The organism is Kistimonas scapharcae (assembly GCF_039540975.1).
Lineage (GTDB): Bacteria > Pseudomonadota > Gammaproteobacteria > Pseudomonadales > Endozoicomonadaceae > Kistimonas > Kistimonas scapharcae.
This window is the reverse complement of record NZ_BAABFL010000450.1, coordinates 1-18197: the sequence shown is the minus strand read 5'-3', so window position 1 is coordinate 18197 and position 18197 is coordinate 1. Positions and strand designations below refer to the sequence as shown.

The 18197-nt window shown below is 52.9% G+C and carries 9 protein-coding genes; all 9 read right to left on the bottom strand.

Annotated features, from left to right (window positions below):
• Positions 1–27: 27 nt before the first annotated feature.
• The 9 genes from ABD892_RS19560 to ABD892_RS19520 all read right to left on the bottom strand — a co-directional run bounded on the left by ABD892_RS19560 (position 28) and on the right by ABD892_RS19520 (position 18136).
• Entirely contained in the window at positions 28–2715 is a 2688-nt protein-coding gene (locus tag ABD892_RS19560; RefSeq protein WP_345197746.1) for a COG1470 family protein, read from the bottom strand.
• Entirely contained in the window at positions 2712–3236 is a 525-nt protein-coding gene (locus ABD892_RS19555; RefSeq protein WP_345197744.1) for an OmpA family protein, read from the bottom strand. The genes ABD892_RS19560 and ABD892_RS19555 overlap by 4 nt, the downstream gene beginning before the upstream one ends.
• A complete protein-coding gene (locus ABD892_RS19550) occupies positions 3233–9319 on the bottom strand; it encodes an SdrD B-like domain-containing protein (RefSeq protein ID WP_345197743.1) in 6087 nt (2028 codons plus the stop codon). Before ABD892_RS19550 ends, ABD892_RS19555 begins: the two co-directional genes overlap by 4 nt.
• 144 nt (positions 9320–9463) lie before the next feature.
• The gene (locus tag ABD892_RS19545; protein WP_345197742.1) at positions 9464–12175 is read right to left on the bottom strand and encodes a COG1470 family protein; all 2712 of its coding nucleotides are present in this window, start codon (positions 12173–12175) and stop codon (positions 9464–9466) included.
• A gap of 329 nt (positions 12176–12504) precedes the next feature.
• The gene (locus ABD892_RS19540; protein WP_345197741.1) at positions 12505–12993 is read right to left on the bottom strand and encodes a hypothetical protein; all 489 of its coding nucleotides are present in this window, start codon (positions 12991–12993) and stop codon (positions 12505–12507) included.
• A gap of 296 nt (positions 12994–13289) precedes the next feature.
• The gene (locus ABD892_RS19535) at positions 13290–14189 is read right to left on the bottom strand and encodes a hypothetical protein (protein ID WP_345197740.1); all 900 of its coding nucleotides are present in this window, start codon (positions 14187–14189) and stop codon (positions 13290–13292) included.
• A 171-nt stretch (positions 14190–14360) separates the two neighbouring features.
• A complete protein-coding gene (locus ABD892_RS19530) occupies positions 14361–16781 on the bottom strand; it encodes a TcfC E-set like domain-containing protein (RefSeq protein WP_345197739.1) in 2421 nt (806 codons plus the stop codon).
• 342 nt (positions 16782–17123) lie between these two features.
• A complete protein-coding gene (locus tag ABD892_RS19525; RefSeq protein ID WP_345197737.1) occupies positions 17124–17705 on the bottom strand; it encodes a hypothetical protein in 582 nt (193 codons plus the stop codon).
• A 287-nt stretch (positions 17706–17992) separates the two neighbouring features.
• Positions 17993–18136: a hypothetical protein gene (locus tag ABD892_RS19520; protein ID WP_345197735.1), complete on the bottom strand. Its 144-nt coding sequence runs from the start codon at positions 18134–18136 to the stop codon at positions 17993–17995.
• Between the last annotated feature and the right edge of the window lie 61 nt (positions 18137–18197).

Sequence of the window (18197 nt, the reverse complement as noted above, 5' to 3'; positions counted from 1 at the left end):
TGCCTTATACTGCCTTGGCACAGCCGGTTACTGGATCTGGATCGCGAAAATCAGGGAGACGGAATCACCGGGTTGCAAACCCTCAGGCCACTGCGCATTGATTAATGTGCCACTGACATTGGGTTGCACCACCTGCCGACCGGTCGTCTTCGGCAAACCACCGTGCGGATAGAATTCGGTAAAGTTGGGCGCCGCATCGTGAATCACCACATTCTGCACCGCTTCCACGCCTTCATTTCTGGCTGTCAGGCGGTATACCACGCAGGTGCCTGGACGCGCCGGAAAGGCGTCTATTCTGAACTGCACAGGCACTGCGGCCAGACAATCCCAGGGCGCCTGTTCCTTGATAATGACAACACTCGTGGTGTTAACAGTAGCCGTATCCGTCACCGTCAACCGCTGCCCGTCCTCACCGATAACGGTCAACGTGGTCACGTTGCGAATCCCCATGGATGCATTCGCCGGCGCAAACACTTTCACCAGCAGATGTAAGGTCTTATTCCCTGCCAGGGATACAGGACTATTGATCGCCGTATCGCTGCCAGACAGCACACCGTCGCCATCCAGGTCACGATATAGTACAGACTGCCAGCCCTGACTTTTCAGTGAATCAGACAACACCAGCGACAGGTTATCCACCGCATTGTTGCTGTTATTCGTTAAGCGGTGCGCAAACGTGATAAAGCTGCCGGGTGTGACCTGTCCCTCGCCATTGGGCTCAAGCACCAGCCCCGCGTCATCACTGATTGCGATACGTACGGTAAGGCGATCCTTCGCACCGGTTACGGGAGAAACCGCCACCACATGAAAATCATGGCTGCCATCCGTCGCAGCAGCAGGCAAACCGACCACCAGTTTTAACGGCACATGCTCCCCGGCTTTGACTGAGCCGCTATTCGCAGTGGGCTGGTTGCCTGTATTGACAAACTGCGCCGTAAAACCTTCCGGCAGGCTGGCGCCACTGGCAGAAACCAGTTGCAGGTTGTAGGTATCTATCGCGCCGCCGGTATTATTCACAAAGAGCGCATCAAATGTGACGCTTTTCCCGGGTTGACCCGACAGGGTTTTAACCGGCTCACTCTCTGGCCCAGGTCCCTTGCCGGGGACACTGGCGTCGCCCTGGACCGGTCGTCCATACGTCATATCAACAGACGACGATGAATCAGTGATCTGCACCAACCGGTTCAGCACTGTATCCCTTACCTTCCGATCGGACGGGTCTGAACTGAGGCTGGCTTCCAGTAAAACAAAGTAACCCTCTTCCTGCGCGTTCACTGTATCCGGCAACTTCACCCTGAGCCGGATTTTACGGGATTTACCGGCGTCCAAACCCTGCACAGCCAATGTTGGGTGGCTGGAGAATGCCGAACACTGTTCTGTCGTGCTCAGGCAATATTCAGTGCCGGCCGGGAAGGGAACCTGTGACTTCGCCGTATCCGGAAGCAGCGCCACGGTATAGTTCTGAGGATCAGTACCCGTATTCCAGACATAGTTGATAAACTCGATGGTCCCCCCCGGCGAGGCCGTCTGAATCGTCACAGGTTCGCCACGGTCTTTCGCTGAGTCATAGGGACTGCCATTGATGGTAACCCCGGGACCGGTAATTGTGATGGGTACCCGGTTACTGGTTTGAGTGTCGACACAACTCCCTTTTTTTCTGTCACGTTCTGACTTTCCACCACTACCCCGACAGGAGAAATATTCCGCTTCGTTGAAATGAGTCTGCCCTTCGAAACCTTGCTTTATCGTGGCAAAAAATCGTATTTGTCCTTTCTCAGACGCTTTATGACCAGTCAACTGCGCTTTAACTGTCGCTCGTTTAATATCCCCGTTAGGTAGAGTGACCTCATAACCATCTTTGCTGTTAGGTATCGGTGAAACAAGTGCTTCACAATCTCGTCCATCTTCTGCACAACGCTGAACCGGTGAATCAGTATCAAACTCCATAACTTCGGGCAGTTGATCTGTCACCACAAGTTTACTATTGCCATTTTTCCCCTGACGCTCATAACTGAGGATGACTTCCACCGTATCGCCGACTGTGGCTGAAAGCATCCCTGACCGCCCGGAACTCGGCCGGGACAAGTTCTTCATTTGCTTGGTTACAGCGTAAATCGGATGTTTAGCGTGTTGTAGTGTATCGATGTTTTCATCAAAACAACGATGTTCCCTTCCCGCGTCCAAAAGGCATAACTTGTTATCCTTAACCTCTGCTCGGACGGTCAGCTGTGAATTAACATGGGAAGCTTTTCCGCTGACCAAAAAATACAGCGTTTCACCAGGCGGTAAAGTAACATTGCCATTCAATTTGGACTGTCCGTCAATCTGACCACTATGGTTTTGATCTCTATAAAGAACAATCCCACTTTGCCCTGATGTGCTCAGGCTATATGTCGTCGAAACATTACCGGTATTGGTCAAAACATGTGGTAAAACAAAGGGAGCGTCCGCAACAACCAACCGGGTTTGGCTCTGCTCCAGTAAAACACCAGGCACAGCCTGAATGCGTGTAACCACCTCATTAGACGACACTTGAAAACGACTACCATTTTCATCCAGAAACGAAGCGCTGGCCTGGCTGCGGAGCAAAGTGCCAGCTGGCGTAGCGGCCTCTGCGACCATGGACATCGACAGGATACAGGCAGCCACCGCCATCCACAGGAGCATGGCCACCAGACCCGTTCGGCTCAACCCTTTACGCAGACGCTGCCTCACAGGGCATCTCCCGTCGCGGCATGCATCACAATGCGTTGAGTCACGGGTTTGCCCGCACCATCCACCAACAGCAGTTCTACCCGCCGATCAAGGGCTCGAGCTGTTCCATCCCCCCCAGACAAGGGTAAGGTTTCGCCTGCCCAGTCTGTCTTTATTCGCGTGGCAGCAACCCCCTGCTTCTGAAGCACCTCTGCCACAGCCATGACTCGCCGCTTGGAAAGTTTCAGGTTATAGCGACTGGCCCCCTGTACATCGGTAAAACCGCGCACCACCACCCGGTGGTTCGGGTACTGCCTCAGCAACGCGGTATTCGACATCAGCCGCTCACTTTCACCAACATCCAACTCACTGCTATCAAAGGCAAACTGAACCACCGGGTACCACTGCATGCCTGGGACTTCTGCCGTTGTGACAGCACAAAGATGCGCGTCATAACGGGCATAGAGCTCCTCGGTGGTGGCACAGCCGGAAACCATCAGGCCAACAGCAATCGCAGTAAGGATGTTCAGGGCATGTTTCATGAGGCAAACCAGTCAAACAGGGATTCATCGAACTTGAACTGCAGGCTCAAATGAAGCCCTTTGGCATTATATTTTTCGCTGTCGAGATCATCATCGGTAAAGCCGACAACGTTGTAGTAGGCACCCACGCGCAGGTTGCGGACAACCAGGTAGTGCACACCGATACCCGCTGACCAGCGCCGGCTGGTCATGCCATCGACCGCAAGCACACCAGCACGGAGATCCATATCCCAGCGGCGGTCAATGTCCCAGGTCAGGCGGGAGTCTGCCACCCAGGTCTGGGTGCTGTACTGATAGTCATCCAGTGACGTTTTCACCCACTTGCTGCCGATCCGGCCGGACCAGACCAGGTCACGGGCAATCTGGCGGTTCTGGTGGGTGGAAATCAGATGTACCGTGCGGTCATCCGCCGGGTTCTCACCACGCTCTTCTTTCCACTGGTAGAGGTAAAGGCCATGCTGGCGATTATCCAGACGCGGGCGACGGGCCAGGCCCAGGGTCATGGCGTGCTTCAGGGTACGACTACCGCTATCACGGGGCAGCTCCAGACGAAACTCTTCCCGCACCAGGCCACTCCAGTCCAGATCCAGGCGTCGGGCGACCGCCGCATCCAGTCCATAGTAGTTCTGCTGTTCGCCATGGCGGTATTCCACCCGGCCCGTTGCACGCTGATTCTTACGGCGCTTGTCCTGTATACCGAGTGACAAGGCCAAACCATCATTCCGGTTATCCTTGTTTTTCTCGTGCACGGTCTGGATCCACTCAACGCTGGGCGTCAATGAGAGACCCTTTTCTATTTCCAGACGGGTATCGGCGCCATTGACCCACTCCAGATTGCCGCCATCGGTTGCGCCACGCATGCGGTATTCCGAATAGGTCCGGGTATTGGGCAGCCAGTCACTCTTTACCCCCAGGGCAAAGCTGTTGCGGTCTTCACCGTTGCTGACCGGGCTCAGATTTTCATCCCGTTCATATCGGCCATACAGACTGACTTTCTCATGTACCTGCCAGTCACTTTCCATGACCGTGCGCCAACGGGCATTGGTCAGGGCGTGCTCATACTCAATATTAGTGGACGCATTCTTGCCCAGCAGCTGATATTGCTTGCCGACACCGACCAATCCGGTGGCATACTGTGCGTCTTCATCCCCTTTCTGGCTGATATAGCGGCTACCACCGGTCAGTGTCCAGGCATCTGGCAGGCGCTTGTCAAAACTAAGTCCGACACTACTGCCCTCTCCACTGCCACTGCTATTAGTACTGTTATCGAGACTACGGCTGGTTTCCGCTTCAGCCCGCAGATCCAGACTGTCGTTCAAGCGCTGCTTGTGCTCAAGGCGACTTTCCTCACGCCCACTGGACACACCGCCCGCAGAGTTGTCATAACCGGCATCCGCCCGCGCCCAGGTCAGCTCTGTCTCACCATTAGACGTCCATTGCTGGTTAATCTTCACGCGGTAGGCATTGCCATGGTCTGGTGTTGTTGTCTGATCGGTCGTGCTCGTAGTTTCCGGCTTGCCTGTCTTGTCCAGGGTTGCACCGGAGACCGTAACCGTTGTTTTCTCGGTAGGTTTGTACTCGACCCAGGCGCCACTGATGTTCTTGCCTTCAGTCTTGTGTTCATCGCGGGTATGGCTCACACCCACACGCACCTGGTCGTTCAGTTTCTGTTCAGCGCGAACACCTGCAACGGTGTAGGCGGTTCCGTCACCTTCAACGTCATAGCTGACCCGGATGCGCTGAGGGTTACCCTTCTCATCCTGGCGGTGCATAGGCTCACTGAACTTCAGGTAGCCGCTGAACTCATCCAGGGTATAATCCCGCCCCCGGCTCAGGGTTTCGGTGCTGAGCATCAGGCCGGGGTTGTCACGACTCCAGACTTCCAGCACCACCACGTCACTGTTACGCACAATCGGCGCCCCCTGCAGGCGGTAGTTCATGGCCGTACCATCCGGCATGATGATCTCGCTGCGGTGCATATCCTCAGGACGTGCACCGAAGCCCTGCAGGCGGGTGATACCGTCATCGTAAATGGCGTTGATGCCGGTCAGGGTGCGCTGGATACGGGCAAGGTCCTGTTCAGGGGCATTGCTGTCTGTCTGGTAGTCTCCCCACATGATACTGCTGCGACCCTTTTCCAGCTTCGCATACAGCTTGCTGCGGCTCTGGGCTTCATAGCCTTTCTGGCTGGCATCACCGGTGATGGGGTAGTAGTCATCCGGATCCACATCACGGAACAGTTCCTGATCCTTGTCTTTATCACTGTCGTACGACAGGGTCAGCTGGGTTTCCTTTGCCACTTCACCCTTGACGAAAAACGCCGTGCGCTTGCTGGTATCAAAGCCATCAGTAATACCATCAATCTCGGAAGGCGTTCGCCCTTTGCTGTTAACCTTCCCCTTGCTGGCGGAGATATCCACCAGACCAACGGCAACCAGCGGGCGCGGCGCGGCGATCTGGGTAACTTCTGCATCGGCTTTCAGGTCATTAGTAGAAGCACGAAGCTTGACGGGACCGGCTGTCGCACCGGAGCGTAAATGCACCAGCGCCTCGCCCTGCTCAATACGGATCTGGTGACCGGGTTCCTGGTCCTGAACGTCTTTTTCCTGCCATTGGCCGGCACTGCTGTCCAGAGTCACGAAATAGACGCCGCGGGCCGGCAGACCATTGCGGTCCAGCAGCCGCACCTTGACCGGCAACAGGCTTCGGCCTTCATCCGCAGGCAGTGTATCCCGCGCGGGTTCCAGCACCAGGCGCTCAGCCAGACCGGCATTGTTGAATACGCCTTTCGCCAGTACCCGTTCATTGCCAAAGAAATCCGTCGCCCGTACTTCCAGGTGATTTTCCCCTTCCTTCATGGGCACGCCGTACCAGGCCAGCAACTGGGCCTGCTCACGGTTATTCATCAATTGTTCGCCCAGGCGATCTGCGCCCACAGGTTGATCATTAACGTACAACGTTGGCGTGACACCGGCCCGAACCACCACCATAAAACGGCCATCCGCCTGTGTGCCCTCAGGCCAGAGCCAGGTGCCATCCACAGCCTGCTGACGGGTAATAGACGAGACTGCCTCTTTTGCCGGTGGCATTTTGGCTAATGGCTCTACAGTATCAGGCGTCTTTCCGGCAGTAGATACGGATTGGGCAGAGGGTGACGACGCGGTATCACTGTCAGTCTTCTTAGGGCCCCGAACGACACCGTTCGACAAATCACCAATGTTGTCCGCCTGCTCGGCATTGTGGCTGCTGCGGCTATACTGCGCCGCTTCGTCCAGCAGCCAATCACCATTGATGGAGGCATTACGGGCCTTGATCTGGGCGAAAATTGCCTTGGCATCCTTTTCCGGGCATTGCGCCGCAAAATCGGCACGGTGGAAATCACCGGGGGAGAGATCAACAAAACGGCTGTTGCCGTCTGCACCGTTGCGGTTATCCAGCGGTTTGAGCACCAGGCCGTCCGGCAGGGTTACGGGATCTACCTTGAGGACGTGAGTGCCCGGCTTCAGTCCCATCAGGCTGTATTGGCCGTTTTCATCGGTGATCACCCAGGTACCATCTTCCATGTACAACCGGACACCACCAAGCGGCCATTCCCCCTCATCCTGGATGCCATTGCCGTTGCCATCCACGTACAGCTTACCGAACAGGATCGCCTTGTCTGACAGCACGCCATCCATCTGAACCGTCACCTGCGCACGGGCGTCATTGGACCTGACCGACAGCCCGCTCATATCGCGACCTTCACCCCATGCCGTGTTGATACCGTCACCATCTACGGCACCGGCGCCCGCCTTGAGAACGTAAGTGATTTCCCATTGCTGCTGTGGCGCCAGCTCCCGAAGCTGACTCTGGTTCAGAACAAACGTCAGTTCAGGGCCTGGCACACCTTCCGGTTCCGCCGCCGGTTGCCCGTTGATACGGACGCTGCCGCGGGCATACTTGAAGCCGTAGGGTAAACGATCATGAATACGGAGGTTGTAAAGTGACTGTTTTGCATTATTGGTGACGATCAGCTTATAACCGACCATCTCACCCGGGGCGACGGTATTCTGCAGCGCAGCCTTATCCAGGGTCAGAGACTGGTTACCAACAGAGCCACCAGCATCCAGAGGCACATCAAAGCCCTGCAGTGGTTCGTTGCTCGTGAAGGGAAATGCCCCCTCCGGAACGGGAAGCATTCTTGCGGAATACGCCTGTACACGCCCTGTTTCCTCTATCGTTCTGGGGTGCCCCGCTTTTCCATAGGATGCCTTGACCACATGTAATCCCGAATAGCTCTCCGGTTCTGTACTGGATGGAAACTGATAGCCGGAGTTTGATGGTGGATCTACCTGGATGTAGTACATCCCCTCCTGCAAACGGGGATAGAGGTAATGACCTTTATCATCGGTCACGCTGGCAGGCAGGAGTGAACCGCTGACCGGATCTACGGCTGGTTGATCATCAATATCGTAAAAAGCCACCTTGGCGCCTTTGACAGGAGCCAAGGTTCCACTGTCAAACACCAGGCCGATGGTGCTGACATTCGCCTCACGGCTGTAAGTCTTATAGTGTTCGCTATCATGGTACGAGACTTTGATGCGATCCCCTGCCATGGATTTTAAACGACAGACTGGTGCAGGCTGAGAATAGTCCGGTTGCTGGCTCGGGGTTGTACACAACTGGTTGCTGCCAGATTCACTGGTACTGAGCCTGAGAGGGGATACACTGCGAAACTCGCCGGTATTCACACCGGTCTCACGCAGCAACACCCGGACCCGGTCACCGGTTTTACCGGAAACCACCAACACCTCGACAATTTCATCTTCTTCTGTCGTGGTATTTAAATGGGGTGCTTTGAAAGTGACAAAAACATCCTCATGAACGTGCGCGCCCCCTTCAATATGATCCGGCAAGAAATAGTGTGTTGACGCCTGGAAGGAGCTATCAAAGGTTGGGTCTACATGACGGTCACGGGGCTCCATGAACATTACACGCGGATCCCCTCCATTCACGTGGTAGCCCGGCCGGATTTTGTCGGCAGTCTCATTACTCTCAAAGTCATAACGTCCGTCACCCTCCGTATCAATACCGGCCCGGTTACGAATGACAGTCGTCACGGTTAATTGATTGATAATGACATTGAATCCCAGCCGGGCAGACATACCGGGCTGAAAGGCACTGGCAGGCAGTAGAAGTCCAACACGTGTGATGTCTGTCGGATCATAGTCCGGGCTATCGTAACGGACCCAGCGCCCATTCGGCAGTCGAACCACCGGATGAGCCTGACGTGGTGCATAATCATCGTCCACCCGCGACAGACGGGTATTGGCGGGAATGCGATCTTCCAGCAGGATGCCCTGCTGCTCCTGACCATCCACTACCAGCGTGCGCTCGGGTAACGCGATATCGCCATTATTGGTCAGGGAGAGGTCATAATGAATATCACCAATATCGCTATAACGGGGGTCAGTAATAGACTGCAGGCTGTTCTTTCGAATCAGGACAGACTGACGCCCCGCGGTAATACGGTCATGATTGGTACTGACTTTATGATCATCAGCTTCCGAGCGAGCGGATACTGACAGTGTAAAACTGTCGTTAGCTGCCACTGTAGCCGACACCCTGGCCATGACAATCAGGGCGCGGCTTTCGCCCGGCTTCATCATGTCTGTCGTGTGGATTGGGCTTTCCTCGGGGGTGGGCAGACGGTCATCATAGGAAAATACCCCCAGAATGGTGATCCGCCCGCCGACATCACAGGATGCGCTACCTGTCACACAGGCGGTGACGTCCAGGCGGTAACTGTCTTCAATATTGCCCCGGTTGAAGACATGGTGAATAAACGACACCGTCGTACCCGGCGCCGTCTGTACCTGCTGATCCTGGGACAACACCGGGACATGAACCGCAGCGACCCGAACCGTCGACGGGTTGGAGAGCACTTTTACCGGCTGACCCAGCTCGGTATCAAAATAAGCGGCTTCGGCCTGATTGAGAATCACCGTTCCCGCTGGCGCCAGCGCGCAGGCCGCACGCGCTGTCACAAGACAGAGCATGGCCATCATCAGCAAAAGGGTCATTCGGTACGGCTTAAACAGCATCAGGTTTCCGGTGCAACAGCGTCAATACACAAGGTTCTTTCGGGCTTTCTCTGGCCTCTGCCGTCTTGCGACGGTTTTCAAAGGACAGAGAGAGCCTGCCGCTGCTCCAAAGAGCAGCGGAAGACGGAGTTATAAAAAAGGAAATCAGTTCACTTTGACGGTGAAACGGACCTCGACGGATTCGCCGGGTTTCAGGATGCCACCTTTACCGGGTTCGGTAGTTGCTGGCTTAGCCCCTTCGCCGACGTTAAAGACAACGTCACCAGAGGTTGTGTTTCCTGCAGCCAAATTCGCATCAGCTCCACGCACTACCCAGGAACCATCAACCAATGTTGTAAATTCTGGTGCGGCATCACGGATAGTGACCTGCGTGGCTTCAGCATCGCCCTCGTTGCGAGCAATGATCTGCCACACAACACAGTCTTTACCTGGCTCAACCTTTCCGGGATTCTCCTTAAAGACAGCGGGATCGCCCTTACATGAATCGAGAATGGCCGCTTTCTTATAAAGGCGCAGCTGCCCTTTGATGACGGTCGTCCGATCCGTCGCGGTGGCAGTTTTCGTTTCACCAGCCAGCTGATAGATAGCTGTCAGATTAAGAGTATCGATGCTACCTGCCACAGCATTAGCCGGAGCAATGACTTTTACTCGGAATACTTTTCGCTCGCCTGCCTTAAGAGAGAGTTGTGAGAGCTCTAAGTGGCTTATCTGATCACCCAGTGCCCCCCCATCAGCCACATTAAAGAACACATGACTCCAATTATTGTCAGCAGGTGTACGAGCTCCTGAGAGAGTAATCCCGGTAAGATCCTGATTACTGGTATTCTCGAGAATATGCTCATAGAAAACAGCGCCGCCTGGTTCAATCTGATTTTGACCATCTGGCGTTAAGGTCAGCTTGCCCGTGACAGGCACTTCAACAAAGTACTTGACGGCATCATTGATAACCTTAGTCCCATCCTGAGCCTGGGCAAGAACTGCAAACTCATGCGTATCCACGGACGTATTGGCTGGAAGCGTTACTAGAACCTCAAATTCCATAGACTGCTTGGGTTGAATGTAACCCGTTGTATTAACCGGCAACCCATTTTTCAGGAAGACCACTTTCCACCCGTCAGGCAAAGCGACTGGCTGGTCATAGTTGTTAGGGCCCTTATCGGCAACGGACTTATGTGCTGACAGTGCAAATGACTGTGGCTTTGTAGATTCATTACGCACCCACAGCTTGTAGGTACCAGACTTGCCAGCACTGACTATCTGCTTATTAACACCATCCAGTTCAGTAGCTGAGCCGTAAGGATTCTCATCTGCACCATCTGTTGTTTTCACTGCGTAGGAAATATCCACGCCATACCGGGTATCGGTAATTTCAACCAGCTTCAGAATGACAGAGTCATGCTTCTCAGTATCTACAACAGATGTTGCCTGAAGCGTTGCCTGATAATTGTGAGAACCCGCCGTAACACTGCCAGGCAGTTTTGCCTTGATGGTCACCATAGTGCTCTGGTCACGCCCAAGGACAGGTGTTTTTTCATCGGTGTATTGAACGGCACCAATACTGTCCCAGTACGAGAATGTCGTACCTTGAGGGAACGAGTTACCTTGTTGATCAATACTCAGGTTAAAACGATCAGAGCCGTTACCGGTATTTTTGATCAACACGCGGAACTCGGCCACTTCGCCCTTGGCAATGGCATCCACAATGTCAGAATCAGGGGTTTGATGACTATGGTTAGAATCAGCACCGGTACGGTCATGTGCTTCAACTCCATAGAACTGAGGCAACTTAACGGTTGTCATATTTGTTTTGACCGTTGTTTCGCCTTGGGCGCCATGAATAACAGAGGCTATGTTCTGCAGCAGGTCTCCAGCACTAAAGCCTGCTTTGCTGTATTTGACGGTATATTCTAGTGCGACAGTACTACCAGCCCGCAATTCATTAATATTAATTCTGAAATCGTGGTCATGGGCGTAAGGAGTGGTCACTGACGTTCCCAGCTTTGTCACAACAAAGCTACTCGCGTCTAGACGAGAATCAATAAACGCAGCATCAATACCAGTATTGCCTGTTCCTACAGTACCCTCTGCTACAGTCAACCATGAAGACAAAGGGTCTTTGATATAAGCTTTATCTGCCTTCGTCAGATCTGAACCATTATTTCGGATGGTAATTTTGTAGGTGACAGAGCCTGGCCCGCTATCAGTAGCTGGTTCATGAGCACGAATCTCTTTGGTAGCTACCAGAACAGGCCCATCAACAATATTGATAGTATCTTCGTTTTCAAGACGCGTTGCTTCCTCAGCTGAGGGCGTACGCTTATCAGGTGTCGCCTTCAGTTTGAATGAAGGTGCCTTACTGACATCAACACTTACAGGCAACACAGCCGCTACGACCAGGTTAACCTTATCCCCTGGCGCAACAAACACCTTCTCATTGCTCCCCAAAACAGGCTCACCTGCATTCGGTAAACCATCACCATTCACATCACGGTAAATGGTCAATTTGTCTGACTGAATGTTCTTCAGTTCATTCAAGGAGAGTGTAAAGCTGTCTTCTGCGTTACCGTTATTGATCAAACGGTGAGGAAAGTACACCGTCTGCCCTGCAGCACCATTCTGGGTTTGAGTCTGCTGCAGCTCAGCGGCATAAACTTCTGCCACGGTGACAATGGATTCATTGGATGTCGCCTGGTACTTATTACCGGCCGCATCCTGGTAACTCACGGTTGCCAGATTCTTGATCACTGTGCCGGCCAGGGTCATCCCGGCCTGTGCCGTCATGGCATGAAACAGTCCCACCAGCAACAGGGCAAATGCCCATATGCCGAGCCATTGTCGCTGAATCGGTCGATACATCAGGTTTTCTATCCTCTCGAAAGATCAGATCATCAGTTGGTTATTAAAAAATTCAGTACGCTGATCGTTTCTACGACATGCCATCCCACGCAAGGCGCAGTATGTAACGACTGACCTGTCATGACGGCCATTCACCGGCGGTCTTTCAGCGTATAAGCAGCCACCCGCACCTTTGAAAAAAGGCAGGTTCAGAAAAACATTCATCATGTATCAGGCAAACAGCTCCACCAGGCGCAAACGGGTCGTCTACGCCTTCATTAAATCGATGTAAGCTGAATGGTTCCTTAACAGAGCGGCTGACTCACCCGGATTCAGGGTGTAAAACGTGGTTATTTCACCTGAACCCGGTACGTGAATGCCTGTTGCTCTGCAGGCTGGATGGGATTCTCTGCCAGCCAGCGGATATTGGTGTATTCCGAAACCGGAATATCCGTCATCCGTAGCTTGCCCTCTGCGGTTTTTCTTAGCCGCTTGATGGGTTCATGCTCCCAGGTTTTGCCGCCGTCGATGCTGGCTTCAAACTGGCTTTTTACCGGTGTTGTTGCGGACGCAGCGACATACGCTGTATTGTCCGGCACCGGGACAGAGATGGTTAAAGCGGATAGTGGGGATGCCTGTGTATTCTTGTAGGTCATCCGGTATTCAATAATATCCCCCGGCCCGGCTTCACCCGCCGGCTTCAGGACTTCTTTATTCTCTTGCTGCTTGACCAGCCACGCACTCATGTGACTTTCCAGCACATCGGCATTGGCGGTGGCCGCCGTCGTTAAGAGCGCGGTAAGAAGAACCGCTTTTATCCTCTCAGTTATCTTAGTCATCACTCAGCCCCACTTACTCTTTATTGACAGTTATTTACATTAATAGGCAGCATCCTATCCTGCTACATTCCGCGAGCCTATCGTCAAAAACCGTAATAACCTCAATAAAAGTTTAATCGTAATGATGAAAATCTTTACAAAGAACAGGATTCACAAACAACACACCACTTTCGATCAGAGGACTTTACAAAAGGTGACGCACCGTCCTATTAAAATGTCGCTTCTGCGTAATTAACGCACTACAGAATGAAGTGAAGGCAAAACGAAACCGCGCAACGTATCTGCCTGCAACAGACTCAAATTGCCTCGACTTCGATGGTCACCGTATCGGTATAAACCCCCGTCGGCTTGCCGGACTGCTCCCCCTGCTTCACGACAGCCTTCACCTCCATGTTATCGCCATCAAGACAGGTTCGGCTCAACGCGCCATTCCAGACGTCATAGTCCTGATAAGGCACTATCACCCGCCGGTTTCTCGGAGCACTTGTCGCACGTATATGAACCTCATAAGCGATGGATGCCGTGTCCGGACCTTTCAGTGAGAAGCCTCCCTTCTCCCCCCAGGCACGAAGCCTGAAGACACTTCCTCCCTGACTGAAAACACAGAAGGGGCGATAACCGCTGTCGATATCCTTTTCCCCGTCACTGGACAGCGCAATGTCCTCAAGACCAGAGATCCTGACCCTGGAAGGAATCTTCAGGTCAACATCAAACCGGGCGCTATCTTCACTGGATATCAGGTTGGATTCCCATCCTCTCAAATTCATTTTTGCGCTGTAGGTACCGGGCAAGGCGCTATCCAACGCCATTGCAGCCACTTTAATCCGAAGCTCGGCATCCACCGGGTATCGCGTGCCGGGAACAAAACTCCCGTGATCATTGCCATCGGCAAGGTCTGTCACCGTATTGCCGCCCTGTGAAAACAGGACACTGACCAGCTTAAGGTTCGGATCCACGACACCCGTGTCACGGGTAAAGCCAAAATCAGAGGCCCGCAGGTAATAATCTTCACCACTGTATGGCCACCAGCAGGATCCCCAGCCATAACACGACTGCAGGCTGAAGGGAATCACACCCTCCAGATCGCCCTCATCCCAGGTCCCCAGATCAAAGGTGTAAACAGACTCACCGATATTGAACCAGGCCATTCCAGGTAGGGAGAAAACCGTCAGCAACAGGCACAGGAAGATACGCATACAACTCTGACATCATGCAAGAGGAACAATAAGGGTGATCAACAGCAAAACCAGTGTTTGGTGTTATTCACTTACAGCGGCGACATATACATGACAATTCGTCAAAGCACCATGCCGTTGGCGAAAATCATTTTGCAAACAAGAGAGATACAGCCAACCCTGCATTCAATCCTACTGCACAACGGCAGGCTCAACCTCATTTTTAGTAATGGCCATCTGCCCTTCCAGCACCGGCGAACAATCAGCTTTCGCCAGATCAATGGAACCCATCTGCTGCACATAACCGCTGTCGGGCGTCGGGACGGGCACGCTGCAAAGCCAACCGTTATCCAGCTCAACGTTGATGTTGCCGGTATCAGCACGGCTTTCCAGCTGGAACAGCCCCATGTCATCGGACTGAGCCGGATACAGCCCACCATTGATACGGGCATCGATTAAAGGCTCACCACCAAACAGCAGGCGACCAAACAGCAGTTTCAGGGCAATGGCTTCGTAATCCATTGAGACTACGTTACCCGGATACAAGGTTACGCTCCGCTCACGCTCATCAAAATCGTACAGGGTGGACGCACTCGGGCTTAAACTGATCCGGTACTGGCGATAGGGAGACAGCGGAATCACCGAGGGTCTTCCGACGACAGCATAACCACGACGCTGGCCGTCAATCTTCACATCGAAAATATCCCCTTCATTACCGTCGACATTCACGACCAGCGCACTCTCAGCCTGGCGCTCACCACCAACCGCAAGGTTATCTCCATCTGTGAGGAAGCTGGTGCTGAAGCTGGCAGAATAGGAGGTGGTGGAGTCGGTCTCGCCACTGACATGATTCAGGTTCAGATCACCGCGGCCCCAGCTGTTTCCGACCTGTAAACGGGCATCATAACGTTCGTCACCTGAGCCGGCTTCAGCGCCGATATCGGCACGCACTGTGCTGTCAAACAGCTCACGATCATCCCAGCTGGCCGCAAGGCGCAGGTTTTCTGTGCGGTCGATATCACCGGCCGTGTCGCGGTATTCCGCCCGTGGCGTGGCGCGCCACGTCCAGCGATCATCACGCAGGCGGAATTCAAAGCTCATCAGGGCAACATCCGTATCACCGGAACGGCTGAGCCCCAGGCTCATATCAATATTGTAATCCGAAGTGCGGAACATATTGACCCGGTAATCCACGGCATGTGTACGCGTTGTGTCGCCATCATCCTGCCGACTATCACTGTAGCGATAGCTCATGGTACCGGTGATAAAAGGAAAACTGACAGAGACATTGCTCTGTTCAAAGCCGCTGCCCAGCAAAGAAGGACGATCGGTCTCATCTTCTGTTGTGATGGCCGTATCGTCATCTTTCCAGAGACGACGATAACTGGCATTGGTAGAAACCTGCCCATAACGGAGGCGAGTAATCAGGTTAAAACCATAGTCACCGTTATTGGCCAGCATCACCGAGGGCGAGAGTTCATACAGGTAACCGAGGTTGAAAAGCCCCAGTTCCACCAGACTGTCATCATTGGTCGCCGCCATGGCGACAGTACCTGCCAGGGTATCGGCCAAACGGCGACTGACGCCGGCACGAGTTAACCATTGTTCTGTGGAGGACGGCAGCGTATCGCCGCTGCTTCTATCCAGCACGCGCCCAGTTTCTGCAAAATACTGCCACTCCCCTTCCGGCGGGAGCTGAAACTGTTTGGCAAAGAAGCGGGTTTCCTGGCTGATCACATTACCGCCCTCATCCAGAATACGTATCTCGATATCGTATGCACCGGAAGGAAAGGCCGACGTATCCAGCTGCTGGCTACCCGCCTCAAAGAAGTAGGAGGTGATCAGGCGATCATCCCGGCGGATTTCGACACGTCCCCGGGTCGGCAGAAACACATCCAGCGGTGTGCCACCGGTGTAGTCCGTATCTTCACGGGTGTTATCCGAGGAAGCGATCCGCGTACCTAACAAGGTACGGTCAGAGGTAAAACTGAGACCAAAGGCACTGCTACCAACGATCCCCGCATTGTACTCAACCCCTTCAAAGTTACGGCGTCCGTAGAGGTCATTAACCTGAAAATGTTGGTTTTTGGTGTAATCCCAGTTGAAATAGACGCTGTTTTCACGATACGCGAACTGGCTCAGACCACTGAGCGTGTAGTCATCGTCACTATCCGCTGCATCCGAGCCGGACCACGCCCCACTGACGTTTTGCAGCAAAGACAGTCCGGCATCCGACGGCGGCAGGTATTTACGCACTTCCGCATCCCGGGTCAGCAGGAAACGACGGTTAACGAAAACATCCAGACGGAAGCGGTTTTCATCGAAAATAACGCCTGCTACAACAGGATCCAGCAGGCCACAGTTTTTGGAGTCATTGGTTGGACACACATCGCTGCTATGCGTTTCCAGCTCACCGCTCAGGGTAACTTCAATCAGCGAAGGGTCATTGATGTTACCGATCAAGCGCACGACTGCCGCAGGATCTGACAGACGAATCATCTGCGGGCTGAACGTCGCAATCTGGGAGGTCAGATAACGATTGCCATAGTAAATATCAATCAGAGATCGCTGCGGGGCAGCCAGATCTTCAAAGCCCGCAGGAGCATCATTCATGGCAAGAAAGACTGGAACTTTAGCAACTGCTGGCGATAGATAAACCGCAGACAATAGACAGACTGGGAATAAACTCCCAACAAACTGTCTTTTTATCTGCGGTTTAATCATAAAAACCCTAGATCGAGCCAACACAAACCAATAATCCAGCCAACATCAGCCAAAGAAAAGCCGTTTCCAGCTAGAAATTAAAAGACCACTCTCAAAACAGTGGTCTTTTATTTAGTGATAAGACAAATAGCGAACTGGCCTCACACAAATCAGGCAGCAGTAAAAGCCACTCAATGCTGCTGAAACTTATTCGCTCTTCACCAACAAAGTTTCAGCAATCAACCCATTGCATTACTGAGGAGTAACAAGCATGGTGATGGTATCGCTATAGGCTCCAGATGATAGACTCGGTGCTGAAGTGAACCAGAGTGAAATTCTGGCATTTTGATTAGCACATGCAAGACTAGGATCTGGCTGCTGAGCCAATGGCCCCGCTTCCATATCACTCGCAACTAGCTTGTTGGCACCAACAGCATCGGTTTCATCGAGCGTTCCTGATGCTGAGCCTATGCCCTCTACTTTAAGCTTGTAAGCAATTGCGGCCGCACCTCCCCCAGTACCATCGGTAAGGGTAAAGTCATTAGCACTTGTAACTTCTAACTCATACGTATTTGAATCCACTGCTTTGTTAGAAAAAACACAAATATCCTGTGTTTTTTCTGCGCCTGCAAGATGAGTATCCGTCATAGCAAGGTCGCTTAAGCCCCATATTCTCGCGAGAGAACCTTTGATATATGTGATATCAAAATTACCAGTTGATGTCGTATCCAAGGCACATGTAGTCGAACCATCACAGTCCAGCGCATACACCTGGCTACTCATTGCACCCAGCAAAACAGCAGCAACAGCCCCTAGCTTCAACCCTTTTTTCATCGTTTCACCCTCTTCACCTTGCTGTTCTTGTTACATCCAAATGTTGGAAATATGTATTTTCCCTTACACATCATTCTTCCATCTTGTGACGCAGGTCACAAGATGGAAACTATCATTATCTGTCACATAAATTCACAATAAGCGACACTTTGACACGATAGTGCATACGGCATACCTGCATAACCCTGACACCCTTAACACATCCCAATGACACTTCCCCCAGCCACCTCACTAAAACAAACATTTCTTCACGACATTCAATCCCCTGTTACAAGACCGGCTTAACCTCAACCTGGCTCAACGGTGAGATAAAGCGTGCCGGTATACACACCGGCCGGTTTATTGGCGATCCAGCCATCGAGAACAACAATGCGAACCTTGGTATTCGTGCCCCCGTTACAGTCCAGGCTGCTACCCCCCTGTGCCAGCATAGTTGTCGCCTCTTCTGAAATTTCCAACTTAAACAGGGGGTGGTCAGTGAGTAATCAATGA

Excerpts from the sequence above, each read along its gene's own strand:
- ABD892_RS19535 (WP_345197740.1), bottom strand. The coding sequence starts at position 14,189 with ATGCGTATCTTCCTGTGCCTGTTGCTGACGGTTTTCTCCCTACCTGGA.
- ABD892_RS19525 (WP_345197737.1), bottom strand. The coding sequence starts at position 17,705 with ATGAAAAAAGGGTTGAAGCTAGGGGCTGTTGCTGCTGTTTTGCTGGGT.
- ABD892_RS19555 (WP_345197744.1), bottom strand. The coding sequence starts at position 3,236 with ATGAAACATGCCCTGAACATCCTTACTGCGATTGCTGTTGGCCTGATG.
- ABD892_RS19545 (WP_345197742.1), bottom strand. The coding sequence starts at position 12,175 with ATGTATCGACCGATTCAGCGACAATGGCTCGGCATATGGGCATTTGCC.
- ABD892_RS19520 (WP_345197735.1), bottom strand. The coding sequence starts at position 18,136 with ATGCTGGCACAGGGGGGTAGCAGCCTGGACTGTAACGGGGGCACGAAT.
- ABD892_RS19530 (WP_345197739.1), bottom strand. The coding sequence starts at position 16,781 with ATGAATGATGCTCCTGCGGGCTTTGAAGATCTGGCTGCCCCGCAGCGA.
- ABD892_RS19540 (WP_345197741.1), bottom strand. The coding sequence starts at position 12,993 with ATGACTAAGATAACTGAGAGGATAAAAGCGGTTCTTCTTACCGCGCTC.
- ABD892_RS19550 (WP_345197743.1), bottom strand. The coding sequence starts at position 9,319 with ATGCTGTTTAAGCCGTACCGAATGACCCTTTTGCTGATGATGGCCATG.